The 23710-nt window shown below is 73.5% G+C and carries 19 protein-coding genes and 1 pseudogene; 7 read left to right on the top strand and 13 right to left on the bottom strand.

The genetic code is table 11. The features are described from left to right. Positions 1-480: 480 nt before the first annotated feature. The 3 genes from ACIRBY_RS28300 to thyX all read right to left on the bottom strand — a co-directional run bounded on the left by ACIRBY_RS28300 (position 481) and on the right by thyX (position 4169). Complete coding sequence (locus ACIRBY_RS28300; protein ID WP_403905572.1) at positions 481-2166, bottom strand: ribonuclease J; 1686 nt, start codon at positions 2164-2166, stop codon at positions 481-483. A gap of 116 nt (positions 2167-2282) precedes the next feature. Then, positions 2283-3182 (bottom strand): 4-hydroxy-tetrahydrodipicolinate synthase, encoded by a 900-nt coding sequence (gene dapA, locus ACIRBY_RS28295; RefSeq protein WP_403905569.1) that lies wholly within the window; start codon positions 3180-3182, stop codon positions 2283-2285. A gap of 246 nt (positions 3183-3428) precedes the next feature. Further along, positions 3429-4169, bottom strand: coding sequence for an FAD-dependent thymidylate synthase (thyX, locus tag ACIRBY_RS28290; protein ID WP_403905567.1), 741 nt, complete (start codon positions 4167-4169; stop codon positions 3429-3431). 216 nt (positions 4170-4385) lie between these two features. Between thyX and ACIRBY_RS28285 the strand changes: the two genes are divergently transcribed. Together ACIRBY_RS28285 and ACIRBY_RS28280 are read left to right on the top strand one after the other, a co-directional pair. Beyond that, the gene (locus tag ACIRBY_RS28285; protein WP_042814171.1) at positions 4386-4628 is read left to right on the top strand and encodes a hypothetical protein; all 243 of its coding nucleotides are present in this window, start codon (positions 4386-4388) and stop codon (positions 4626-4628) included. A gap of 47 nt (positions 4629-4675) precedes the next feature. After that, positions 4676-5230, top strand: a complete 555-nt coding sequence (locus tag ACIRBY_RS28280; RefSeq protein ID WP_403905564.1) for a PH domain-containing protein — start codon at positions 4676-4678, stop codon at positions 5228-5230. A gap of 83 nt (positions 5231-5313) precedes the next feature. On the opposite strand, the gene ACIRBY_RS28275 is transcribed toward ACIRBY_RS28280, so the two are convergent. The 6 genes from ACIRBY_RS28275 to eccD form a co-directional block, all read right to left on the bottom strand. Next, a complete protein-coding gene (locus ACIRBY_RS28275; protein WP_403905562.1) occupies positions 5314-5763 on the bottom strand; it encodes a hypothetical protein in 450 nt (149 codons plus the stop codon). A 15-nt stretch (positions 5764-5778) separates the two neighbouring features. Further along, the gene (gene dapB / locus ACIRBY_RS28270; RefSeq protein WP_403905559.1) at positions 5779-6531 is read right to left on the bottom strand and encodes a 4-hydroxy-tetrahydrodipicolinate reductase; all 753 of its coding nucleotides are present in this window, start codon (positions 6529-6531) and stop codon (positions 5779-5781) included. Positions 6532-6557: 26 nt separating this feature from the next. Further along, positions 6558-7937: a M16 family metallopeptidase gene (locus tag ACIRBY_RS28265; RefSeq protein ID WP_403905556.1), complete on the bottom strand. Its 1380-nt coding sequence runs from the start codon at positions 7935-7937 to the stop codon at positions 6558-6560. Then, the gene (locus ACIRBY_RS28260; protein ID WP_042814178.1) at positions 7934-10153 is read right to left on the bottom strand and encodes a polyribonucleotide nucleotidyltransferase; all 2220 of its coding nucleotides are present in this window, start codon (positions 10151-10153) and stop codon (positions 7934-7936) included. Before ACIRBY_RS28260 ends, ACIRBY_RS28265 begins: the two co-directional genes overlap by 4 nt. Positions 10154-10471: 318 nt before the next feature. After that, positions 10472-10759, bottom strand: coding sequence for a 30S ribosomal protein S15 (gene rpsO / locus ACIRBY_RS28255; protein ID WP_007266917.1), 288 nt, complete (start codon positions 10757-10759; stop codon positions 10472-10474). Between the two features lie 171 nt (positions 10760-10930). Next, positions 10931-12409, bottom strand: coding sequence for a type VII secretion integral membrane protein EccD (eccD, locus tag ACIRBY_RS28250; RefSeq protein ID WP_403905554.1), 1479 nt, complete (start codon positions 12407-12409; stop codon positions 10931-10933). 221 nt (positions 12410-12630) lie between these two features. Here eccD and eccCa point away from each other — a divergent pair, with 221 nt between their 5' ends. Further along, entirely contained in the window at positions 12631-16578 is a 3948-nt protein-coding gene (gene eccCa / locus ACIRBY_RS28245; protein ID WP_403905551.1) for a type VII secretion protein EccCa, read from the top strand. A 134-nt stretch (positions 16579-16712) separates the two neighbouring features. Next, positions 16713-16946 carry a DUF397 domain-containing protein gene (locus tag ACIRBY_RS28240; RefSeq protein ID WP_030227593.1) on the top strand — a complete coding sequence of 78 codons (234 nt, stop codon included), beginning with the start codon at positions 16713-16715 and terminating at the stop codon, positions 16944-16946. A gap of 84 nt (positions 16947-17030) precedes the next feature. Here ACIRBY_RS28240 and ACIRBY_RS28235 read toward each other — a convergent pair whose 3' ends face one another. The 4 genes from ACIRBY_RS28235 to eccB form a co-directional block, all read right to left on the bottom strand. Next, positions 17031-17339 (bottom strand): WXG100 family type VII secretion target, encoded by a 309-nt coding sequence (locus tag ACIRBY_RS28235; RefSeq protein ID WP_403905549.1) that lies wholly within the window; start codon positions 17337-17339, stop codon positions 17031-17033. A gap of 53 nt (positions 17340-17392) precedes the next feature. Continuing rightward, on the bottom strand, positions 17393-17731 hold the full coding sequence (locus ACIRBY_RS28230; RefSeq protein ID WP_403905546.1) for a hypothetical protein: 339 nt from the start codon (positions 17729-17731) through the stop codon (positions 17393-17395). A gap of 100 nt (positions 17732-17831) precedes the next feature. Further along, positions 17832-19154, bottom strand: a complete 1323-nt coding sequence (mycP, locus tag ACIRBY_RS28225; RefSeq protein WP_403905543.1) for a type VII secretion-associated serine protease mycosin — start codon at positions 19152-19154, stop codon at positions 17832-17834. Between the two features lie 15 nt (positions 19155-19169). Further along, positions 19170-20759, bottom strand: a complete 1590-nt coding sequence (gene eccB / locus ACIRBY_RS28220) for a type VII secretion protein EccB (RefSeq protein ID WP_403905541.1) — start codon at positions 20757-20759, stop codon at positions 19170-19172. Positions 20760-20954: 195 nt separating this feature from the next. Here eccB and eccE point away from each other — a divergent pair, with 195 nt between their 5' ends. The 3 genes and pseudogenes from eccE to ACIRBY_RS28205 form a co-directional block, all read left to right on the top strand. Further along, the gene (gene eccE, locus ACIRBY_RS28215; protein WP_403905538.1) at positions 20955-22241 is read left to right on the top strand and encodes a type VII secretion protein EccE; all 1287 of its coding nucleotides are present in this window, start codon (positions 20955-20957) and stop codon (positions 22239-22241) included. Further along, a complete protein-coding gene (locus ACIRBY_RS28210; protein WP_403905535.1) occupies positions 22238-22954 on the top strand; it encodes a hypothetical protein in 717 nt (238 codons plus the stop codon). The genes eccE and ACIRBY_RS28210 overlap by 4 nt, the downstream gene beginning before the upstream one ends. A gap of 660 nt (positions 22955-23614) precedes the next feature. Then, positions 23615-23710, top strand: a pseudogene (locus tag ACIRBY_RS28205) (hypothetical protein); the annotation flags it as partial.

Genomic DNA, 23710 nt, shown 5'->3' with positions numbered 1-23710 from the left:
CATCCACCGGAGTGGACGGGGTATCAACTTCTGGCGTTGATTTTTGGCACGCTGTTGAGTTCTCAAGGAACGGACGCTTCCTTTGTACTCACCCTCTCGGGCTTTCCTCCGGGCTTTCGTTCTTTCCTGCGTTTCCGACTCTATCAGACTCTTTCGTGTCCGACTTCCTCGGCGCTTTCCAGGTTCTTCGCTTTCGCGTTTTCCCTTTCCGGCGGTTCCGACTCTATCAGATTCTTTTCCGTACCGTCTCCGGTGTGGATTCGAATTCCGATGGCCTTCGGGGGGCCTTTTCCCTTTCGGGCGGGACAGACTTTATCAGGTTTCCCCGGTCCGCATTCCCACCCTCCCCAGCGCACCGGTACGGGCACACGTGTGTGCGCCGTTCCGTGCGGGGTGGAGTCGTCAACGTACTGGAGCGGGGCCCCCGGATGCAAATCCGGTTGCCCCGCTCCGGTGATGCCGCTACCGCGGAGGCCTGGATCAGACCTCGACGACGACCGGGAGGATCATCGGGCGGCGGCGGTAGCCGTCGGAGACCCACTTGCCCACCGTACGGCGGATGAGCTGCTGGATCTGGTGCGGCTCGGCGACGCCGTCGGCCGCGGCGCGGGCGATGGCCTCCTCGATCTTCGGGATGATCGCCGTGAAGGCGGAGTCCTCGATGCCGGAACCGCGGGCCTGGATGTTCGGGCCGCTGATGACCTTGCCCGTGGTGCTGTCCACCACGACGAAGACCGAGACGATGCCCTCGTCGCCCAGGATGCGGCGGTCCTTGAGAGAGGCCTCGGTGACGTCGCCGACCGAGAGGCCGTCCACGTACACGTAGCCGGCCTGGACCTTGCCGGCGATGCGGGCCTTGCCGTCGATCAGGTCGACGACCACGCCGTCCTCGGCGATGACGATGCGGTCCTTGGGGACGCCCGTCATGGCACCGAGCTCGGCGTTGGCGCGCAGGTGGCGCCACTCGCCGTGGACCGGCATCAGGTTCTTCGGCTTGCAGATGTTGTAGAAGTACAGCAGCTCGCCGGCCGAGGCGTGACCCGAGACGTGGACCTTGGCGTTGCCCTTGTGGACGACGTTCGCGCCCCAGCGGGTCAGGCCGTTGATCACGCGGTAGACCGCGTTCTCGTTGCCCGGGATCAGGGACGACGCCAGGATCACGGTGTCGCCGGGGACGATCCGGATCTGGTGGTCGCGGTTGGCCATGCGGGACAGGGCCGCCATCGGCTCGCCCTGGGAACCCGTGCAGACCAGCACGACCTCGTCGTCCGGCAGGTCGTCGAGGGTCTTGACGTCGACGACGAGGCCGGCCGGGACCCGGAGGTAGCCCAGGTCGCGGGCGATGCCCATGTTGCGGACCATGGAGCGGCCGACGAAGGCGACCCGGCGGCCGTACTCGTGCGCGGCGTCCAGGATCTGCTGGATGCGGTGCACGTGGCTGGCGAAGGACGCCACGATGATCCGCTTCTGGGCACCCGCGAAGACCCCGCGGATGACGTTGGAGATGTCGCGCTCCGGCGGGACGAAGCCCGGGACCTCGGCGTTCGTCGAGTCCGAGAGGAGGAGGTCGATGCCCTCCTCGCTCAGACGCGCGAAGGCGTGCAGGTCCGTGAGGCGGTTGTCCATCGGGAGCTGGTCCATCTTGAAGTCGCCGGTGGCGACGACGAGACCCGCGTCCGTGCGGATCGCGACGGCCAGGGCGTCCGGGATGGAGTGGTTGACCGCGATGAACTCGCAGTCGAAGGGCCCGAGGTTCTCGCGCTCGCCCTCCTTCACCTCGAGGGTGTAGGGACGGATGCGGTGCTCCTGGAGCTTGGCCTCGATGAGGGCGAGCGTCAGCTTGGAGCCGATCAGCGGGATGTCCGGCTTCTCCCGGAGGAGGTACGGGACGGCGCCGATGTGGTCCTCGTGGCCGTGCGTGAGGACGATGCCCTCGATGTCGTCGAGCCGGTCCCGGATGGACGTGAAGTCCGGGAGGATCAGGTCGATGCCGGGCTGCTCCTCTTCGGGGAAGAGGACGCCGCAGTCGACGATCAGCAGGCGGCCGTCGAACTCGAAGACGGTCATGTTGCGGCCGATCTCGCCGAGACCGCCCAGCGGGGTGACCCGCAGGCCGCCCTTGGGGAGCTTCGGCGGCGGGCCGAGTTCAGGGTGCGGATGGCTCAAAAGGTTCTCCTTCACCACGCGCGCCACGTGCCTCGTTCAGGCACGTGGCGCGCATGTCATTCGTGCACTTGCTCTTGTCTGTTTCGGTTCTGCTTGTTCAGTTGTGAAGTCCGTTGTCAGAGCTGTACCCCGCCGGCGGCGAGATCGAGCTTGAGCTGGGCGGTCTCTTCGTCGCTCAGTCCGACCAGCGGGAGCCGCAGCGGGCCCGCGGGCAGGCCCTGGAGGTTCAGGGCGGCCTTGGTCGTCATCACGCCCTGGGTGCGGAACATGCCCGTGAAGACGGGGAGCAGCTTCTGGTGGATCTCGGTCGCCTTCTGCACGTCTCCGCCCAGGTGGGCTTCGAGCATCGCGCGGAGCTCCGGGGCGACCACGTGGCCGACGACGGAGACGAAGCCGACGGCGCCGACGGACAGCAGGGGCAGGTTCAGCATGTCGTCGCCGGAGTACCAGGCCAGGCCGCTCTGCGCGATGGCCCAGCTGGCGCGGCCGAGGTCGCCCTTGGCGTCCTTGTTGGCGACGATGCGGGGGTGCTCGGCGAGCCGGACCAGGGTCTCGGTGTTGATCGGGACGCCGCTGCGGCCGGGGATGTCGTAGAGCATGACCGGCAGCCCGGTGGCGTCGGCGATGGCCGTGAAGTGCTGGAAGAGGCCCTCCTGCGGCGGCTTGCTGTAGTACGGCGTGACCGCGAGGAGGCCGTGGGCGCCGGTGCGCTCGGCCTGGCGGGCCAGCTCGAGGGTGTGGCGGGTGTCGTTGGTGCCGATTCCGGCCACGACGTGGGCGCGGTCGCCGACCGCTTCGAGTACGGCTCGTACGAGGTCGTTTTTCTCCGCGTCGGTGGTCGTGGGGGACTCACCGGTGGTGCCGTTGACGATCAGGCCGTCGTTGCCTGCGTCCACCAGGTGGACGGCGAGACGCTGCGCGCCGTCGAGGTCGAGTGCGCCATCCGCCGTAAACGGCGTGATCATGGCGGTGAGGACCCGCCCGAAGGGGGTCTGCGGAGTCGAGATCGGAGCCATGGGTAACACGCTACTCGCTGCCATGCTCGCGGTGTCCCCTCGGGGGACGTCAACCGGGGATCCGTCGTGCGGGTGCCCCCGGGGGTGGCCGGGGGTGGCCGGGCTGTTGGATCCCGGCACTGCCTGCTCGGGGGTTCAAGCAGTGCCGGGTCCGTTTGATCAGCCTAGATGAACTTTCCGAAACGCCGCAATACGGACACTTGGGACTTGTACCGGCACATCCGTACGCCGTGCGTGCATCGGTCCTTACGGGGCAACGCGACCGTTGCCGTTGAAGGCCGCGTAGGTCAGCGGCATGAGCTTCGCCCAGTGCTGCTCCATCTTCTCGCCGACCATCTCGATCTCCCGCTGCGGGAAGGACGGCACCGTCGCCAGCTCGTGCTGGGTGCGCAGGCCGAGGAAGTGCATGAGCGAGCGCGCGTTGCAGGTGGCGTACATCGACGAGAACAGGCCGACCGGCAGGACCGACCGGGCGACCTCGCGCGCCACGCCGGCCGCGAGCATCTCCTGGTACGCCTCGTAGGCCTGGCGGTAGCTGTCCTCCATGACCCGGCCCGTCAGCTCCTGCTGCGCCTCGGTGCCCTCGACGAAGACGTACTTGCCCGGACGGCCCTCCTGGACGAGCTTGCGCTCGGCGTCGGGGACGTAGAAGACCGGCTGGAGCTCCCTGTAGCGGCCGGACTCCTCGTTGTAGGACCAGCCCACCCGGTGCCGCATGAACTCGCGGAACACGAAGATCGGGGCGCTGATGAAGAAGGTCATCGAGTTGTGCTCGAAGGGGCTGCCGTGGCGGTCGCGCATCAGGTAGTTGATGAGGCCCTTGGAGCGCTCCGGGTCCTTCTGGAGCTCGTCGAGGGACTGCTCGCCGGCCGTCGACACACGGGCGGCCCACAGCACGTCGCTGTCGGCGGCGGAGTGCTTGACCAGCTCCACCGTCACATCACTGCGGAAGCTGGGTTTCAGGTCGGGGGCGACGGTCTCGCTCACACGGGGTCCTTCCGAACGGGTCTTTCCAGGGGCGCGCCCACTCTACGGCGAACCGCGCGGCCCGCCCGCCCCGCCGCGGGCGCGGCCGCACCGCGCGGGCGGCTGACGGGGCGCCACGAGTTTCGGCGAATGTCCGGGAATCCGGGCACCGATCGGCCCGTCCGTTCGTCTAACGGAACGGAAGTACGTGCCCCCGATCCCAAGGAGTGTTGCCCCATGTTTCGCCGCCGGCGCGAACCCGTCCCGTTCGCCTTCGTCGCCGAGGCCGACCGTTTCCGAAGCAACGTCACTCCGCCGCCGCGCGAGAGTCTGAGCATGACCCAGATCACCGCCCGTAGTCTGGTCGGGCTGACCGTGGTGGCGGGGCTCGTCGGCTCCCTGCTCTTCGGCATGCCCGCCCTGCAGCCCTACAAGGCCACCGGCAAGGCGCAGCAGTCGGAGGCCTCCGAGGGGCGGTAGCCTCACGGGCACAGATCAACGAACGTGCATGTGAGTGAGGTCCAGCCGTGCCCCTGCCCTTCCTGACGGCCGACGGCGTCTTCGACGCACACGAGGACGAGGCCCTCCCCCATGTGGATCCCGAGCGCTGGCGGCGCCCCTACCGGCCCGGCCCCTGGCGGGTGGCCGGTGCGGCGCTGCTGCTGCTGCTCTCGGCCTTCATGCTGCTGGCCACCGTGATCATCGCCTTCGCGGGCACCTGGGCCGGCGCCGCCGTCGCGGGGGCGGCCTCGCTCGCCGTGATCGGGTCGGCGCTGCGGATCCTGCGCGCGGGCGTCTGGGTGAGCCCCGGCGGGCTGCGGTACGTGGGCTTCTTCACGACCCGTTCGATCCCCTGGAGCCAGGTCGAGGAGATCAGGACGGTCCAGCAGCCCGTGCGCTGGCTGGGGCTGCCCAGGACCGTGCAGGGGCAGGCTCTGACGGTGGCCGGGCGCGGGGGCGCGGAGCTCCCGGTGCTGCTGACCGACCACAGCGCCGACTTCCTGTCGCGCGCCGAGGCCTTCGACCGGGCGGCCGGCGTGGTGGAGGCGTGGGCCGAGGAGTACCGGGCCGTGCCCGCCTGACGGGCGCACGGAGCACGACGAAGGCCCGTACGGGGATCGTCCCGTACGGGCCCTTCCGTTCGCGCCGGGCGCGGCGTGGGCGGCTAGGCGCCGGCGTGCGCCTGGTGCAGGGCGATGGCCCGCTGCATGGCCTTGCGGGCCCGCGGGGTGTCGCGGGCGTCGTGGTAGGCGACGGCGAGGCGGAACCAGGTACGCCAGTCCCCCGGCGCGTCCTCGGTCTCGGCCTTGCGGCGCGCGAAGACCTCGTCGGCGGAGTCCCGCAGGATCCGGCCGTACTGGTCCCGCTCCAGTTCGTCGACGGGCAGGCCGCCCTCCGCCTCCAGTTCGGCGGCGAGCCGGTTGGCCCGGGTGACGAACCGGGTGTTCATCCAGAGGAACCAGATGCCGATGAACGGCAGGACGAGCACGGCGGCACCGAAGGTGACGGTGATCCAGGTGCCCTGCTGGATCAGCATCAGGCCCCGGCTGCCGACCAGGACGAAGTAGACGACCAGGACGGCGGCCGTGAGGAAGTAGGTGATCTTCGCGCGCATGGTGCTACTGCCTCATCAGCCGAGGTCGAGGAAGTTTTCCAGGCCGAAGGTGAGGCCCGGGGTCTGCGTCACGCGGCGCACGCCGAGCAGGATGCCCGGCATGAAGCTGCTGTGGTGCAGGGAGTCGTGACGGATGGTCAGGGTCTCGCCCTCGCCGCCGAGCAGCACCTCCTGGTGGGCCAGCAGGCCGCGCAGGCGGATGGCGTGCACCGGGACGCCGCCGACGTCCGCGCCGCGGGCGCCGTCGAGGCCGGTGGCGGTGGCGTCGGGCTGCGCGCCGAGGCCGGCCTCGGCCCGGGCGGCCGCGATGAGCTGGGCCGTCCGGGTCGCGGTGCCGGACGGGGCGTCGACCTTGTTGGGGTGGTGCAGCTCCACGACCTCGACGGACTCGAAGTAGCGGGCGGCCTGGGCGGCGAACTTCATGGTGAGGACCGCGCCGATGGAGAAGTTCGGGGCGATGAGCACCCCGGTCCCCGGGGAGCCGGCCAGCCAGGTCTCCAGCCGGCCGATGCGGTCCTCGTTCCAGCCGGTGGTGCCGACCACGGCGTGGATGCCGTGGCCGACGAGGAAGTCGAGGTTGCCCATCACCGAGTCGGGGGTGGTCAGCTCGACGGCGACCTGGGCGCCGGCCTCGGCCAGCACCTCCAGCTTGTCGCCGCGGCCGAGGGCCGCCACCAGCTCCATGTCCTCGGCGGCCTCGACGGCCTTGACGGCCTCGGAGCCGATGCGGCCCCGGGCGCCGAGGACTGCCACGCGCAGCTTGCTCATGCTTGTTTCCTTCACTCCGTACGGGACTAGGCGACCGCTTCGTCCAGGCGGGCCGCCTGCTTCTCCTTGAGCGGGCCGACCACGGCGAGCGAGGGCCGCTGGGCCAGTACATCCCGGGCGACCTCGCGGACGTCGTCCGGGGTCACCTCGGAGATGCGGGAGAGCATGTCGTCGACCGACATCTGGTCGCCCCAGCACAGCTCGCTCTTGCCGATGCGGTTCATGATCGCGCCGGTGTCCTCCAGGCCGAGGACGGTGGAGCCGGAGAGCTGGCCGACGGCGCGCCGGATCTCCTCGTCGGTGAGTCCCTCGGAGGCGACCTTGTCGAGCTCGTCGCGGCAGATCCGCAGCACGTCGTGGACCTGGCTGGGCCGGCAGCCGGCGTAGACCCCGAAGAGGCCGGTGTCGGCGAAGCCGGAGGTGTACGAGTACACGCTGTAGGCCAGGCCGCGCTTCTCGCGGACCTCCTGGAAGAGCCGGGAGGACATGCCGCCGCCGAGGGCGGTGTTCAGGACGCCGAGGGCCCAGCGGCGGTCGTCGGTGCGGGCCAGGCCGGGCATGCCGAGGACCACGTGGGCCTGCTCGGTCTTGCGGCCGACCAGGTCGACGCGGCCGGCGGTGCGGATGCGCCGGGTGCCGGTGCGGGGGCCGAGGGGCTGGGCGTCGGTGTGCTTGAGCGCGCCGGCCCGCTCGAAGGCCGCGCGGACCTGGCGCACGACCTTGGCGTGGTCGACGTTGCCGGCGGCGGCCACGACCAGGCGGGTGGGGTCGTAGTGCTTCTTCCAGAAGCGGCGGATGCGGTCCGCGCCGAGGGCGTTGATGGTGTCGACGGTGCCGAGGACGGGGCGGCCCAGGGGCGAGTCCCCGTACATCGTGTGCGCGAACAGGTCGTGGACCATGTCGCCCGGGTCGTCCTCGGTCATCGCGATCTCTTCGAGGATGACCCCGCGCTCGGCGTCGACGTCCTCCTCGCGGATCAGCGAGCCGGTGAGCATGTCGCAGACCACGTCGATGGCCAGCGGCAGGTCGGTGTCGAGCACCCGGGCGTAGTAGCAGGTGTACTCCTTCGCCGTGAAGGCGTTCATCTCGCCGCCGACCGCGTCGATCGCGGAGGAGATGTCGAGGGCGGTGCGCTTGGCGGTGCCCTTGAAGAGGAGGTGCTCCAGGTAGTGGGTGGCCCCGTTCAGGACGGGCGTCTCGTCGCGGGAGCCGACGTTGGCCCAGATGCCGAAGGTGGCGGAGCGCACGGACGGCAGCGTCTCGGTGACGACGCGCAGTCCGCCGGGGAGGACGGTGCGGCGGACGGTGCCGATGCCGTTCTCGCCCTTGAGGAGGGTTTGGGTACGGGCGACGGCCCGCCCCTCCGAAGAGGGGCGGGCCGTCACACGGGAACTACGCGACGTCACTTGTCGGAGTCGTCCTTGTCAGCCTCGGCGGCGTCCTCGCCCTCGATCACGGGGACCAGGGAGAGCTTGCCGCGCTGGTCGATCTCGGCGATCTCGACCTGCACCTTGGTGCCGACCGCGAGCACGTCCTCGACGTTCTCCACGCGCTTGCCACCGGCGAGCTTGCGGATCTGCGAGATGTGCAGCAGACCGTCCTTGCCGGGCATGAGGGAGACGAAGGCACCGAAGGTGGTGGTCTTGACGACCGTGCCCAGGTACCGCTCGCCGACCTCCGGCATGGTCGGGTTGGCGATCGCGTTGATCGTGGAGCGGGCGGCCTCGGCGGCCGGACCGTCGGCGGCACCGATGTAGATGGTGCCGTCGTCCTCGATCGTGATCTCGGCGCCGGTGTCCTCCTGGATCTGGTTGATCATCTTGCCCTTGGGGCCGATGACCTCACCGATCTTGTCCACCGGGATCTTGACGGTGATGATCCGCGGGGCGTTCGGGGACATCTCGTCCGGCGTGTCGATCGCTTCCATCATCACGTCGAGGATGTGGAGGCGGGCGTCGCGGGCCTGGGTCAGGGCAGCGGCCAGCACGGAGGCCGGGATGCCGTCGAGCTTGGTGTCGAGCTGGAGCGCGGTGACGAACTCCTTGGTGCCGGCGACCTTGAAGTCCATGTCGCCGAACGCGTCCTCCGCACCGAGGATGTCGGTGAGGGCGACGTAGTGGGTCTTGCCGTCGATCTCCTGGGAGATCAGGCCCATGGCGATGCCGGCGACGGGGGCCTTGAGGGGCACACCGGCGTTCAGCAGCGACATGGTGGAGGCGCAGACGGAGCCCATGGAGGTCGAACCGTTGGAGCCGAGGGCCTCGGACACCTGGCGGATCGCGTAGGGGAACTCCTCGCGGGTCGGCAGGACCGGCACGATCGCGCGCTCGGCGAGCGCGCCGTGGCCGATCTCGCGGCGCTTCGGGGAGCCGACGCGGCCGGTCTCGCCGACGGAGTACGGCGGGAAGTTGTAGTTGTGCATGTAGCGCTTGCGGGTCACCGGGGAGAGGGTGTCCAGCTGCTGCTCCATGCGGAGCATGTTGAGGGTGGTGACGCCCAGGATCTGGGTCTCGCCACGCTCGAAGAGCGCCGAGCCGTGCACGCGCGGGATGGCCTCGACCTCGGCGGCCAGCGTGCGGATGTCGGTCAGGCCGCGGCCGTCGATGCGGACCTTGTCCTTGATGACGCGCTCGCGCACCAGGGCCTTGGTGAGGCTGCGGTAGGCGGCGGAGATCTCCTTCTCGCGGCCCTCGAAGGCCGGGAGGAGCTTCTCGGCGGCGATGTCCTTGACGCGGTCCAGCTCGGCCTCGCGGTCCTGCTTGCCCGCGATGGTCAGCGCCTGGGAGAGCTCGCCCTTGACGGCGGCCGCGAGGGCCTCGTACACGTCGTCCTGGTAGTCCAGGAAGACCGGGAACTCGCCCTCGGGCTTGGCGGCCTTGGCGGCCAGGTCGGCCTGGGCCTTGCACAGGACCTTGATGAAGGGCTTCGAGGCCTCGAGGCCGGCGGCCACGATCTCCTCGGTCGGCGCCTCGGCGCCGCCCTTGACCAGGGCGATGGTCTGCTCGGTGGCCTCGGCCTCGACCATCATGATCGCGACGTCGCCGTCCTCCAGGACGCGGCCCGCGACGACCATGTCGAAGACGGCGTCCTCGAGCTCGGTGTGCGTCGGGAAGGCCACCCACTGGCCCTTGATCAGCGCGACGCGGACGCCGCCGATCGGGCCGGAGAAGGGCAGGCCGGCCAGCTGCGTGGACGCGGACGCGGCGTTGATCGCGATGACGTCGTACAGGTGGTCGGGGTTGAGCGCCATGACGGTGGCGACGACCTGGATCTCGTTGCGCAGGCCCTTCTTGAAGGAGGGGCGCAGCGGGCGGTCGATCAGGCGGCAGGTGAGGATCGCGTCCTCGGAGGGGCGGCCCTCGCGGCGGAAGAAGGAGCCGGGGATCTTGCCCGCGGCGTACTGCCGCTCCTCGACGTCGACCGTCAGGGGGAAGAAGTCGAGCTGGTCCTTGGGCTTCTTCGACGCGGTGGTCGCGGAGAGCACCATCGTGTCGTCGTCCAGGTAGGCGACGGCGGAGCCGGCGGCCTGGCGGGCGAGGCGGCCCGTCTCGAAGCGGATGGTGCGGGTGCCGAAGGAACCGTTGTCGATCACGGCTTCGGCGTAGTGGGTCTCGTTCTCCACTAGCGTTTTCTCCATTTTCGTCGTCTCCGTCCGCCACCCGTGTGGTGGAGGACGTCCGCCCGGCCACCCGTGTGGTGGAGGACGGTTGCGGAGAAGCGCTCCTGGCGTGCGGGCCGGTCTTCGATCGAAGCACCCGGTTCTCGGCCCCTCCGTGGGGGGCTTTCCGGATGCCACTACCGAGGACCGGCGGCGTAGGGAGGGCGCTCCTCCTCTTCAGTTGTGCGCTGTGACCCAGCCTACAAAGGGTCGGGCAGGTCGCGCACGTACGGCAAAGGGAGCGGCCCCATCGGTGTGGGAACCGCTCCCTTCACAGTGTGCTTACTTGGCGCCGGCCGCACCGCGGCGGATGCCGAGGCGCTCGACCAGCGTACGGAAGCGCTGGATGTCCTTCTTGGCCAGGTACTGCAGCAGGCGGCGGCGCTGGCCGACCAGGATCAGCAGACCACGACGGGAGTGGTGGTCGTGCTTGTGGGTCTTGAGGTGCTCGGTCAGGTCCGAGATGCGGCGGGACAGCATCGCGACCTGGACCTCGGGAGAGCCGGTGTCGCCCTCCTTGGCACCGAATTCGGCGATGATCTGCTTCTTCGTAGCGGCGTCGAGCGGCACGCTTACTCCTCGTATGGGTCTTCGTGGCCACCGAGTGCCCCAGGTCGAATTCTCTGGGGAGCTTCCGTAACTCGGGAGGCGGGGTCCGCTGAGCGCAGCCTCCAGAGGTCTCCGGGGGCGCGTACACAAACGGCCGTCACACAGCGTACCAGGCTGCCGGGACCCGGCGTCTCAGCTGGTGAGAGACCGGGCGCGGCCGTAGACGTCGAGCACCGCCAGGGCCAGCGGGACCAGGGCGAGCAGGACCGCGGCCTCGGTGAGGTCGAGCAGCCTTCCCCAGAAGGGTGACAGGCCCGTACGGGGGATGACAAACGAGATTCCGGCGAGCAGGGCCGCGCCGGCGGCGACGGCGGCCGAGAGCCAGACCGTACGCAGCCCGGGGCCGGCGGGGCCGGGGGCGGGCGCGTGCAGGGCGAGGCCCAGGACGAGCAGGCCGGTGGCCGCGAGGCCGGCGGCGAGGGCGCAGACCACCTGCGCGGTGGAGCGGAACAGTCGGGCGCGCAGCAGCATCGCCAGGCCGGCGGCCAGGGCCAGCAGGCGGCCCCAGGGGTCGCAGGAGGAGCCGAGGACGGCGGCGGCGCCGACGGTGACGGCCGCGCAGCCGCCGACGAGGCCGAGGAGCGTCTCGTGGCCCCGGCGGGCCCGGGCGGCGACGTCCTCGGCGTCGACCGGGCCGCCCGGGTCGGGAAGGCCGTCGCCGGGGTGGTCCCCGTACGGGTCGGACGGGTGGCGGTCCGGGTCCTCGTGGCCGGGGTCGGCGCTGCGCGGGGCGGCGTAGCCGATGGGCAGGCGGGCGGTGCGGGCGGCGAGGCCCGGCAGGAAGGCGACCGCCCCGACGGCCGCGGGTGCGCAGACGGCGGCGGTGGCGGTGGCGGAGGCTCCGGTGGCGAGGGCGGTGAAGGCGGCGAGGGTCCCGGTGGCGGCGAGGAGGGCGGCCGCGACGAAGGGGGCGTCCCCGTGCGGGGTGAGCGCGGTCAGGGCGACGGCGGTGACGAGGACGCAGGCGCAGCCGAGGAGGAACTGGAGGCGGCCCGGTCCCTGGCCGGGTCCGGCGGCCGCGATCCCGGAGCCGGCGATCAGCAGGTGCGGCAGTCCGGCGAGGCCGAGGGCGGTGGCGGCGGCCCGGTCGCGGTAGACGCGGGCGCGCACCGCGGCGGCGGCGGCGAGCAGGACGCCGGCGGCTCCGGCGATGATCCCGGGCAGGCCGTGCATGTCGTGGCGGACGGGGTCGGCGTACCAGAGGACGAGGGCGAGCAGGACGAGCAGGACGACGGCGCCGGCCAGGCCCGCCTCGCGGAGCATGTCCTCGCTCCAGCGGTGCCGGTCGCGGGCGACGGCGGAGGCGACGGCGTCGCAGACGTCGTCGAACACGGCGGGCGGGAGGGACTCGGCGAAGGGGCGCAGGCTGAGCACCTCGCCGTCGAGGACCCGCTGGGCGGCGAGGGTGCGGGCGCCGTCGAGGACGGTGCCGGTGCGGCGTACGAGGTGGAAGCCGACGGGGGCCCCGGTGGGCCCGGTCAGGCCGGTGAGGCGCAGGAGCTCGGGGCAGAGGTCGGCGACCTCGACGTCCTCCGGGAGGGCGACGTCGACGCGGCCGTCGGGTGCCACGACGGTGATCCTGCGGAATCCGGTCGACTCGGCCGTGTCCACCTGGGTGACCCTCCTGTTCGGCGCCCGTCGGGGCGTCCGGTCCGCGGAAGCGCACGGGTGGGTGCGCCTGGTGCGCGCGCCACCGTAGCGGGGCGGGCGGGGGGTCGCCGGCCACTAGGATCGCCGCCGCGTCCGGGGCCGGGGTGCGGTGTTCCCGGCCGGGGACGGGACTGGGGGCGGCGGTCGCGGCGCCCTTCCGCCTGCGAGGGGTTGGTGTTCCGGTGAGCCAGATCGTCGTCAAGCGCCCGCCCAGGTCGCTGCCGCCCGGGGTTCCCTCGGACGAGTTACGCCTGGAGGCTCCCCCGGTGCTTCCGCGGGGGCAGCAGGAGGGTCTGCTGATGCAGCTCCTGCCGATGCTGGGGGTGGGGTCCTCGACGGTCTTCTTCTTCTCCGCGAACGGGAGCCCGCTGCTGCGGGTCATGGGCGTGCTGATGCTGGCGTCCACGGTGGGCATGGTCGTGGCCCAGCTGGTGCGCCACCGGCGCGGTACGCAGGGGCACATGGCGGACGTGCGGCGGGACTACCTCGGCCACCTCGCCCGGACGCGCCGCCGGGTGCGGGCGGCCGCGCGGGCGCAGCGCGACGCCCAGCTGTACCTGCACCCGGCTCCGGAGCAGCTGTGGTCGCTGGTGGCGGAGGGTGCGCGGCTGTGGGAGCGGCGGGTCGGGGACGCGGACTTCGGGCAGGCCCGGCTGGGGCTGGGCGCGCAGCGGCCGGCGAGCCCGCCGGTGGCTCCGGACACGGCTCCGGTGGACGAGCTGGAGCCGCTGGCGGCGGGGGCGATGCAGCGCTTCCTGCGGGTGCACTCCTCGCTGGACGGGCTGCCGGTGGCGGTGTCGCTCCGGGCGTTCTACCACGTGGTGGTGTCCGGGGAGGCGGAGTCGGCGCGCGGGGCGGTGCGGGCGATGGTGGCGCAGCTGGTGGCGCTGCACTCCCCCGAGGACCTGGTGGTCGGTGTGGTGGCGGCGGCGGGTGCGGTGCCCTCGTGGGACTGGGTGAAGTGGCTGCCGCACGCGCAGGTGCCCGGGCAGCTGGACGGGGCCGGCACGAAGCGGCTGTTCGGCGACGACCTCGGCGAGCTGGAGGGGCTGCTGGGGGCCCGCCTGGAGGGGCGGCCGCGGTTCGGGCGGGAGGCGGCGCCGGTGCTGGACCGGCCGCACCTGGTGGTGGTCCTCGACGGCGGGACGGTGCCGGCGGACTCGGTGTTCGCGGGGGCCGAGGGGCTGCAGGGCGTGACCGTCGTCGAGGTGGCCGCGGGCGGGCCCGACGAGCCGAGGGGCGGGCTGTCGGTGGTGGTGCGGCCGGGGCGGCTGCGGCTGGAGTCGGGGGCCGGGGTCGTGTACGAGGGGGTGCCGGACTGCCTGTCGCTGCCGGCGGCGGAGGCCCTGGCCCGGCAGCTGGCGCCGCTGCGGACGGGTGGCGGGGACGACGAGCCGCTGCTGGCGGACCTGGACTTCACCGACCTGCTGGACCTGGGCGACGCGGCGCGGGTCGACGTGGACCGCACCTGGAGGCCGAGGCCGGCCGGGGAGCGGCTGCGGGTGCCGATCGGCGTGGGCGAGGACGGCGCGCCGGTGGTGCTGGACCTGAAGGAGGCCGCGCTGGAGGGGATGGGCCCGCACGGGCTGTGCGTGGGCGCGACCGGTTCGGGCAAGTCGGAGCTGTTGCGGACGCTGGTGCTGGGCCTGGCGGTGACGCACTCCTCGGAGACGCTGAACTTCGTCCTGGCGGACTTCAAGGGCGGTGCCACCTTCACGGGCATGGGGCGGCTGCCGCACGTCGCGGCGGTGATCACCAACCTGGCGGACGACCTGACGCTGGTCGACCGGATGGGCGACTCGATCCGCGGCGAGCTCCAGCGCCGCCAGGAGCTGCTGCGCGCGGCGGGCGGCTTCGCGAACGTCCACGACTACGAGAGGGCGCGCGCGGCCGGGGCGCCGCTGGAGCCGCTGGCCTCGCTGGTGCTGGTCATCGACGAGTTCAGCGAGCTGCTGTCGGCGAAGCCCGACTTCATCGACATGTTCGTCCAGATCGGCCGGATCGGCCGTTCGCTGGGGGTGCACCTGCTGCTGGCCTCGCAGCGGCTGGAGGAGGGCAGGCTGCGCGGGCTGGACACGTACCTGTCGTACCGGATCGGTCTGCGGACCTTCTCGGCGGCGGAGTCGCGGACGGCGATCGGGGTGCCGGACGCCTACCACCTGCCGCCGGTGCCCGGTTCGGGCTTCCTGAAGTCCGGTACGGACGGGATGACGCGGTTCAAGGCCGCGTACGTCTCGGGCGTCCACCGCGCGGGCGGGCGGGAGCCGTCGGCGCGGGCGTTCCCGGTGGAGCGGAGGGCGGTGCGGTTCACGGCGGCCCCGGTGCCGGTGGTGTGCGCGGAGCCTGATCCGGGTCCGGCGGTGCGGCCGGAGCGGGACGACGACGCGCTCGCGGACACGGTGCTCGACGTGATCGTGGGGCGGTTGGAGGGGCAGGGGGTGCCCGCGCACCAGGTGTGGCTGCCGCCGCTGGACCGGGCGCCCTCGCTGGACCGGCTGCTGCCGGCGCCGGACCGGCCGGGGGAGGGCGGGCCGTACGCGGCGGGCCGGTTGCGGCCGGGTGGGCTGGTGGTGCCGCTCGGGCTGGTCGACAAGCCGTTCGAGCAGCGGCGCGAGGTGCTCCACCAGGACTTCTCGGGGGCGGCGGGCCACCTGCTGGTGGTGGGCGGCCCGCAGTCGGGCAAGTCGGTGCTGGTGCGGACGCTGATCTCGGCGTTCGCGCTCACCCACACCCCGCACGAGGTGCAGTTCTACGGGCTGGACTTCGGCGGCGGCGGTATGTCGGCGGTGGCGGAGCTGCCGCACGTCGGCGGGATCGCCTCGCGGCTGGATCCGGAGCGGGTGCGGCGCACGGTCGCGGAGGTGGCGGGGGTCCTGGACCGCCGGGAGGGGTTCTTCCGGGCGAACGGGATCGGCTCGATGGCCGACTACCGGCGCGAGCGGGCGGCGGGCGGGCTGCCGGGCGAGGCGTGGGGCGACGTGTTCCTGGTCGTGGACGGCTGGGGCCCGTTCCGCAGCGAGTACGAGGGCCTGGAGCAGGTGGTCACGGACATCGCCGCGCGCGGTCTGGGGTACGGGGTGCACGTGGTGGTGACGGCGGCCCGGTACATGGAGGTGCGGGCCGCGCTGAAGGACCAGCTGGCGGGGCGGCTGGAGCTGCGGCTGGGCGACGTCATGGACTCGGAGTTCGACCGCCGGGTCGCGGCGAACGTGCCCGCGGGGATGCCGGGCCGCGGGCAGGTGCCGGAGGGGCTGCACTTCCTGGGAGCGCTGCCCCGCACCGACGGCGGGCACGACGCGGACGGCCTCTCGCGGGCGACGGCGGAGTTGGTGGCCGGGGTACGGGCGGGGTGGTCCGGTCCCCCTGCTCCTGGCGTACGGCTGCTGCCGCGGCTGCTGCACTGCGACCGGCTGCCCAAGGGCGGGGAGTTCCCGGAGCGCGGGATCGTGATCGGCATCGACGAGACGGCGCTGGAGCCGGTGTTCGTCGACTTCGAGTCGGACCCCTTCTTCCTGGTGTTCGGCGAGGGCGAGTCGGGCAAGACGAACCTGCTGCGGCTGATCGCGCGGCGGATCGCCGAGCGCTACCCCCCGGAGCGGGCGAAGCTGGTGGTCGGGGACTACCGGCGGGGCCTGCTGGGGGCGCTGCCGGAGGAGCACCTGCTGGAGTACGCGCCGACGGCGGGCTCCCTGGGGACGCACATGGAGGCGCTGGCCGGGGTGTTCGCGCGGCGGCAGCCGCCCCCCGACGTCACCCCGCGCCAGCTGCGGGAACGCAGCTGGTGGACGGGCCCCGACGTGTTCGTCGTGATCGACGACTACGACCTGGTGGCCACGAGCCGGGGGAATCCGCTGGCGCCGCTGGTGGAGTTCCTGCCCTTCGCCCGGGACACCGGCGTCCGGTTCGTCGTCGCGCGCAGTACGGCGGGGGCCTCCCGGGCCCTGTACGAGCCGTTCCTCCAGCGGATGAGGGAGCTGGGCGCGCAGGGCGTGGTGCTGTCGGGCGATCCGTCCGAGGGCGACCTGCTCGGCCGGGTCCGCCCCCGCCCGATGCCCCCGGGCCGCGGCCACCACGTCTCCCGCCGGCGCGGCACCGCGCTGGTGCAGTTGGGCCGGATGCCGGGGCCGTAGGCGGCGCCGGGCCGGCGCGGCGGCCGGAGCCGGGGGTTCGTTTACGGCGGAAACGGCCCCGGGCGGCCGGCTTGCGCAGATAATCGGCTGCGAAGACCGAGCAGCACCGCACGACCGACGGGAAGGGCCGCATCATGGGCACCCAGCAGGAGAAGGACGAGCTGTACGCGCTCGACATCAGCGGCGTCGAGTGGCAGGGCCCGCCCGGGACCAGCCCGGACGAGGAGCGCGTCGAGATCGCCAAGCTGCCCGAGGGCGCGGTGGCGATGCGGTCCTCGCTGGACCGGGACACGGTGCTGCGCTACACGGCGGCCGAGTGGGAGGCGTTCGTCCTCGGGGCCCGGGACGGGGAGTTCGACCTCACCTGAGGCCGGTGGCCCACGTACGTCGAAAGGGGGCGCGCCCGGTGCGGGCGCGCCCCCTTCGTGCGTCGTGCGCGGGTGCGGCGCGGCTCAGAAGGCCTCGGTGAACAGCCGGGAGGCCTTGACGTCGGTGGCGCGGTAGTCGCCCTTGCCGCGCTCGATGAGCCGGGCGACGGCCTCCAGCTGCTTCTGCATGTGGTCGGCGCGGGCGTGGTACTTCTTCTGGAGGGCGACGTACTCCCGGTGGGCCTCGCCGTCCCAGGTGTCGGTGACCACCTTCACGGCCGCCTCCATCTCGTCCAGGTCCTTGAGGATGTTCCTGGAGACGACGCGGATGCGGTCCGCCATCTGCTGGACGCTCTCGTACCGGACCCGGGTGTGGCCGTCGTTGCCGGACATGCTGTCTTCTCCTTCGGCGGGGGTGCTGGGGCTGTCGTGCGCGCGAGCGGGTGTCAGAGGCGGTCGAGGCCCGAGCGGCCTCCGCCGTGGCCGGCGCCGACCGAGCCGAACGCCGCCCGTACCTCCTCGTCCTGCGCGTGGGTGAGGCTCCTGGTCCGCGAGACGGCGTGGTGCAGCACGCCGAGCAGGCGGCGGATCTCGTCGTGGTCGAGGTTGAGGTCCGACTGGGCCCGGGTGAACCCGCCGGCGCCGACGCCGGTCCAGCCCGCGCCGGCGGTGGCCAGGATGTCGGCCAGCTCGCGCGCCTGGGCGGTCACGGCGTCGGCCGTCCGGGAGATCCTGTCGGCCGCCTTGACGACCGGATCGTCGGCGAGTCCGAAGGTGTCGGTCATCCGAAGCTCCTCACTTCTCGGTTGGGGGTTCTGGTCCGCGCGTTCCGCGTGTCCTGGATGTGCGGTCCGGTTCCGTGCTCCACGGCGGCGGGCGCGGTCCTCACCGCGGACGCCGCCGGCGGCCGCGGGCCTCGCGGACGACGGCTGCGGTGACGGCGATGACCGCGACGAGCAGCCCCGCGAGGGCCAGGGCGTAGGTGGCGATCCGCTCGTCGCGCTCCCGGGCCGCGCCGGTGGGCCGCAGCGGCACGGCCTCCGGGGCGGCCGCCGGGGGCGGCCCGGGGTCCGCGGCGGGGGGTCCGGGCCTCCCGCGGTCCTCCGTGAGCGCCCGTACGGGGTCCACCACGCCCCATCCCACGTAGTCGTCCCGGCCGTTGACGGAGCGCTCGGCGGTGTTCTGGATCTGCCAGACCACCTCCTGGACGGTCCACTGCGGGTGCGCGGCGCGCAGCAGGGCGGCGACCCCGGCGACGTAGGGGGCGGAGAAGCTGGTGCCGTTGTCGAGGCACTGGCCGAAGCCGGGGACGGTGGAGACCATGTCGACGCCGGGGGCGGCGACGCCGACGAAGTCTCCGGGCTGGGAGAAGGCGGCCCGTTCGTTGTTGCGGTCGGAGGCGGCGACGGCGAGGACGCCGGGAAAGGCGGCGGGGTAGGTCCTGCGTGCGCGGCCGTCCAGTCCGTCGTTGCCGGCGGAGGCGACGACCACGGCCTCTTTCAGGGCCCGCCGGAGGGCCGCGGCGAGGGCGGAGTCGGCGGTCAGGGGGGCGGTCGTGTCCTGGGAGATGTTGATGACCCGGGCGCCCCGGTCGACGGCGTGGTGGATGGCCCGCGCGAGGACGGCCGGGTCGGCCCCGCCGCGCCCGTCGTTCTGCCGGATGGGGATGACGGTGGCCTCGGGGGCCAGGCCGACGAATCCGGTGCCCGGCCGGGGGCGGGCCGCGATCAGTCCGGCGACCTTGGTGCCGTGGCCGACGGTGTCGTGGGTGCCGTCTCCTCCGGGGTCGAGGAAGTCCCGGCCCGCGCCGGTGTCGAGGGCTCCGGTCAGCTGGGGGTTGGCGCGGTCGACTCCGCTGTCGATGACCGCGACCCGTACGCCCTTGCCCCGGGTCCGCGCCCACAGGGCGTCGAAGGTGAGCCGCTGGAGGGCCCAGGGGCGGTCGGCGATCTGCCTCCGCACGGGGAAGGTGCACTCGCCCGTTCCGGCCGGGTCGCGCGGGTGCGCGGGACGGGGCCGCGCCGGCCGGAGGCGGACCGGCGGCGCGTGCTCGGGCCGGGCGGGGAGGGACCGTACGGCTGACCGTTCGGGGGCGGACCGCTCTGGGGCGGACCGGGCGTGTGCGGGGCCGCCGGTCGCAGCGGCGAGGAGCAGGGCGAGGGCGAGGGCGGCCGCCTGCGGGGCGGCGGCGGGTAAGGGCTGGGGCACGGCCGGTCCCCTCCCTCAGGAACCCTGCGGCTGGCGGGCCGCGTTGGTGTCCAGCCGGGGTCCCTTGGAGAGGAACTCCGACCAGGCGACGGGCACCGGGGCCGGGACGATCCCGCCGTAGCCGAGCCGGGCCTGCGCCTGGCTGGGCTCGGGCCGGCCGTCGCCCGTGCCGCCCGCGTCTCGCGGGTCGCGGGCCCCGATCCCCGACCGCTCGGCGTCGCTGTCGCCGTTGGCCTGGACGGCGTACCGCAGGCCGGTGTCGGTGACCAGGAACAGGGCCCCGCCGGCGTCGGCCCGGCGGCCCTGGACCTGGGTGTAGAGCAGGCCCGTGCCGGGGGTGACGTAGGAGCCGGTGCCGCTGGCGGTGATGTCGACGGGGAAGCCCGCCCCGGCCCAGGTGCTCAGCGTCGGGGTGCCCCGGCCGTCGACGGAGCGCAGGACGTTGCAGACGGTGTCGCGCCGCTCCGCCGCCGGCGCGGCGCCGGAAGCGGCCGTGGTGCGGTTGACCTGGGCGACGCGCCTGCGGGGCCAGCGGGCCCCCGGTTCGAAGCCGGGGGTTTCGGGGCCGGTGCGCAGGGCCTGGAGGTCGACCTCGCGGGCCCTGCCGTGCATGCCGAGGGCGCCGGTCGCGGGTGCGGCGATCAGCAGCCGGGCGACGAACTCGGAGATCCAGGCGACGCGGTCGGGCAGCACGACGTAGTACTGGGTGTCCGCGCCGGTCTGGGCGCTCAGCACCATGCCGACCCGGTTCCCGGCGCTGCCGAGCTCCGGGGCGGCGGCGGTGGCGCCCGCGGTGCCGGGCAGGTGCGGGAAGCCGAGGTCGTCCCCCGTGTCGAGGGTGGCCAGCCACTCCTCGGTGACCGGCTGGGGGGTGGCTCCGGGGCCGACGAGGGCGGTGGTCAGGGTCCCGGAGTCGGGCCGCCCCTCGGGGAGCCGGTACTTGGTGCCGGTCGAGTCGACCAGGAAGCGCTCCCCCGCGCCGCCGGGGCCGCGCACGTACAGCACCTGGGTGTCGGTGGTGCGGTGGGCGTCGTCCAGCAGGGCCGCCTCGCGGTCGGCGAGGACGAAGACCGCCGTCTGCACGCCGCGCCCGTCGCCGCCGGGCCGCTGGCAGACGGCCCAGCGCTTGGGCTTGGCGGCGTCCGCCTTCGCGGGGAGGCGGTCGGGGGCGTAGGGGATGCCGATGACGGGGCCGCGCGGGGGCTTGCCCGCGTCCAGCACCTCGTCGTCGATGGGCAACACCTTCCCGGAGCTCTGCGGGTCGAGGAGGAGGCGGGCGGAGGCCAGGTTCAGCACGGGGTGCAGCCGGTTCTGCGCGGTGCCGTTCACCGTCGTGGGCAGGACCACGTACCGGGTCGTCGACTGCTTGCCGACGATGACCACGGCTCCGGCGGTGTCCCAGCCCTTGGGCGCCTGCGGCGAGAGGAGGCCCCAGGCGCCGGAGCCGGAGACCAGGAGGGCCCCGGCGACCAGCCCGGGCAGCAGGGTGCGCAGCGGGCGGGGCGCGCCCTCCTCGGTGCCGTTGGCGGAGGGCTGGAGGAAGGCGGCCACCGTGCGCCGCTTCGCAAAGGTGTACGCATTGAGCTCGTCGCGTCGGGATGCCATGAACCGCCTGCTCCTCCCCGCACGGCCCGGTCGGCGGGGCCTGGTTGTCGGACCGGGGCCCTACTATGCCTCTTGACGGAGGGTCAGCGGACATCGAGCGGGCCGAGGCGGCCGAGCGGTGCCCCGCCGGATCGCTCCGGGCTTGACGTTCAAGGGGAGTTGGGATGGAGGGGGAGGTTCCGGTGTCGGACGGCCATGGCCGGCCCTCGGCCGGACTCCGTACTCCACCCTCGGGTTCGGGGAGGTGGGGCGGTGCCGGACACCACTGCGACGCCGCGGGCGGCCGGGGTCGCGCCGCAGCTGCGGCCGGACCCCGGCCGGGTCGGCCCGTTCCGATTGCAACAGCTCGTCCTGCTCCAGCTCGCCGTCGCCGCGCTGCTCGTGGCCCGGGCGGTGGAACCGCTGCTGCTGGTGCCCGCCGCCGCTGCGGCGCTGGCCCTGGTGCTGCTCGCGCTGGTACGGCGCCGCGGTCGCTCCCTGCCCGAGTGGATCGCCGGCGCGCTCGCGCTGCGCGCCCGGCGGCGCAGGGCGGCGGCGTTCGTCCTGCCCGAGGGCACCGAGCCGGGGCTGGCACCGCTGGTCGAGGCCGAACCGGCGCTGCGGACGGCCGCCTTCGGGGGACGGGGGCGGCGGCCGGTCGGCCTGGTCGGCGACGGGACCTTCCTGACGGCGGTGGTCCGGGTGGACGCGGAGGGCACCGCGCTGCGGCCGGAGCGCACGGAGCGGCCGCTGCCGCTGTCCGAGGTGCGGGACGTCCTGGAGGTGGACGGGATCCGGCTGGAGTCTGCGCAGGTGGTGCAGCACACCCGGCCGGCCCCGGCCCCGCACCTGCCGGCGCGCTCGACGGCGGCGCTCAACTACGCCCCGCTCCAGGCCCGGACGGGGACTCCGGCGGTACGGCTGACGTGGATCGCCCTCAAGCTGGACCCCGAGCTGTGCCCCGAGGCGGTCGCCGCGCGCGGCGGCGGTCTGCCGGGCGCCCAGCGCTGTGTGGTGCGGGCGGCGGATCAGTTGGCCAGCCGGCTGACGGGAGCGGGGTTCCGTGCCGCGGTGCTCACGGAGCAGGAGCTGGCGGGCGCGCTGGCGACCTCCTCGTGCGCCGACCCGTCGGCGGGCGGCGGGCGGCGTACGGAGGAGACCCCGCGGGCCTGGCACTGCGACGACCGGAGGCACACCACGTACTGGCTGGCCCGCTGGCCGCGGCTGGGCGGTTCCGGGGCCGCGCTGCCGCAGTTCGCGGCGCTGCTGTCCTCGTTGCCCGCGCTGGCGACGAACTTCAGCCTGACGATGGCCCCTGCCGGGCGGCGGGGGGTGGCGCTGACAGGACACGTTCGGGTGACGGCGCGCAGTGACGAGGAGCTGACGGGGGCCCGGCGGGAGCTGGAACGGACGGCGCGCGGCGTGCGGGCCGGACTGGTCCGGCTGGACCGGGAGCAGGTGCCGGGCCTGCTGGCCTCGGTGCCGCTGGGAGGGGCGCGATGAGGGGCGCGGGCCCGGTACGGGGCGGGTTCGGGCTGGTCGGGCCGCGCCGGGAACGGCACGTGGTCCCGGCGGCGGACCTGGACGCGCTGGGGCTGCCCGTCAGCGACGACGGGGTCGTCATCGGCGTGGACGCCGGGGGGAGGCCGGCGGTGCTGGGCGTGAACCGGCCCGTCCCGTACGAGGTGACGCTGATCGGCGGCCTGTGGACGGCCCAGGTGCTGGCCCTGCGCACGGCGTCCACGGGCACCCGGATCGCGGTGGAGACGGGGCGCGCGCCGGTGTGGTCCGCGCTGGCCGGGGCCGTCGGCGGGGGGCAGCGGTGCGTGACCCTGCACGACGTGGGCCGGGTGCCGCCGCAGGGCGCGTCGGCGGGGAGCCCGGTGCTGGTGGTCCGGGACTGCGGGATGCGGCCGCCGCGCGGGCGGGTGGCGGCGGGGCCGTGGCAGTCGGTGCTGACCCTGCTGCCGTACCTGAGCCCGGCGGCACCCCGGCTGCTGCGGGACTCGGCGCTGGTGGGGGTGCAGCGGGTGTCCCCGGAGGAGGCGGAGCGGGTGGGCGCGCTGATGCGGCTGCCGGGCCCGGCGGTGGACTCGCTGCCGACGCTGGGGGACGGGGTGACGCTGTGGTGCACGCACCGGGACCGCACGTTCGTCCGAACGGAGGGGACGGAGACGGAGACGGGGCTGCTGGGGGCGGCACGGCGGATCGACTGACGGGGGGCGGGTGGAGTGGGTGGCGACCGGGTTCCGGGGAGGGGCCGGGCTCCGCGCCGACGGCGGCGGACGGCCCGGGTCCCGGGGGCGGCCGGGAAGCAGGCCGGGACGTGAGGCGTTGGGGGCTGTCGTCAAGGCGGCGTCTGGTACGTGCTCTCGGTGCGGCGAAGGGGGCAGCTCCCTGTTTGAGCGGAGCCGAGAGCTCGGGGGCGCGCCAGGTGTAGCGGGCCAGACGGGACGTCGGCGACAGCCCCTGGGGCCGGGGAGCGTTGCCGCTCGGTCGGAGGGCCGGGCCGGGGCTGTTCGGCGGCGGGTTGCCGGGCGCGGCCGCATCGGGAGGCGGCGGCGGTCGGTGCGCGGCAACCAACTGCCGGGCGCGTTCGTCTGGGCAAGGGGAAGGAAGTGGCGCCCTGTTCGGGGCGGTCCCGGCGGACCGTGCCGGTACGCGGGTGCGGGCGCGGCGCGGATGCGCCGTCAACGCGTCGGCGGGGGCGGACGGAGGGGCGGGGAAGCGGTGGCCGCCGGGTCGGCGGTGATGGTTGCCCAGGTCCCCGAGGGGCCTGTAGGCAGGACGTACGGGGGCGCGACCTCCGGGGCCTTCGGGCACGGAGCGCGATTAGGCTGAGCTCGGGCGCGGCGTCTCAAGTGGACGCCTGACCGGTGTTCAACAGACCAGGAGGATCAGTGACCGGCGATCGGAACGAGAGGCGCGGCGGGACGTGGGATGTCCCGACGGACGATCAGTCCGACGCGGAG

Origin of the sequence: Streptomyces sp. NPDC096136 (assembly GCF_044763325.1) — a bacterium.
In the GTDB taxonomy this organism is placed as follows: Bacteria; Actinomycetota; Actinomycetes; order Streptomycetales; family Streptomycetaceae; genus Streptomyces.
This window is presented reverse-complemented; position numbering and strand designations above follow the sequence as displayed.

Excerpts from the sequence above, each read along its gene's own strand:
- ACIRBY_RS28235 (WP_403905549.1), bottom strand. The coding sequence starts at position 17,339 with ATGTCCGGCAACGACGGCCACACCCGGGTCCGGTACGAGAGCGTCCAG.
- ACIRBY_RS28240 (WP_030227593.1), top strand. The coding sequence starts at position 16,713 with ATGGGCACCCAGCAGGAGAAGGACGAGCTGTACGCGCTCGACATCAGC.
- dapB (WP_403905559.1), bottom strand. The coding sequence starts at position 6,531 with ATGAGCAAGCTGCGCGTGGCAGTCCTCGGCGCCCGGGGCCGCATCGGC.
- eccE (WP_403905538.1), top strand. The coding sequence starts at position 20,955 with ATGGCCGGCCCTCGGCCGGACTCCGTACTCCACCCTCGGGTTCGGGGA.
- ACIRBY_RS28230 (WP_403905546.1), bottom strand. The coding sequence starts at position 17,731 with ATGACCGACACCTTCGGACTCGCCGACGATCCGGTCGTCAAGGCGGCC.
- eccB (WP_403905541.1), bottom strand. The coding sequence starts at position 20,759 with ATGGCATCCCGACGCGACGAGCTCAATGCGTACACCTTTGCGAAGCGG.
- ACIRBY_RS28275 (WP_403905562.1), bottom strand. The coding sequence starts at position 5,763 with ATGCGCGCGAAGATCACCTACTTCCTCACGGCCGCCGTCCTGGTCGTC.
- dapA (WP_403905569.1), bottom strand. The coding sequence starts at position 3,182 with ATGGCTCCGATCTCGACTCCGCAGACCCCCTTCGGGCGGGTCCTCACC.
- ACIRBY_RS28210 (WP_403905535.1), top strand. The coding sequence starts at position 22,238 with ATGAGGGGCGCGGGCCCGGTACGGGGCGGGTTCGGGCTGGTCGGGCCG.
- ACIRBY_RS28285 (WP_042814171.1), top strand. The coding sequence starts at position 4,386 with ATGTTTCGCCGCCGGCGCGAACCCGTCCCGTTCGCCTTCGTCGCCGAG.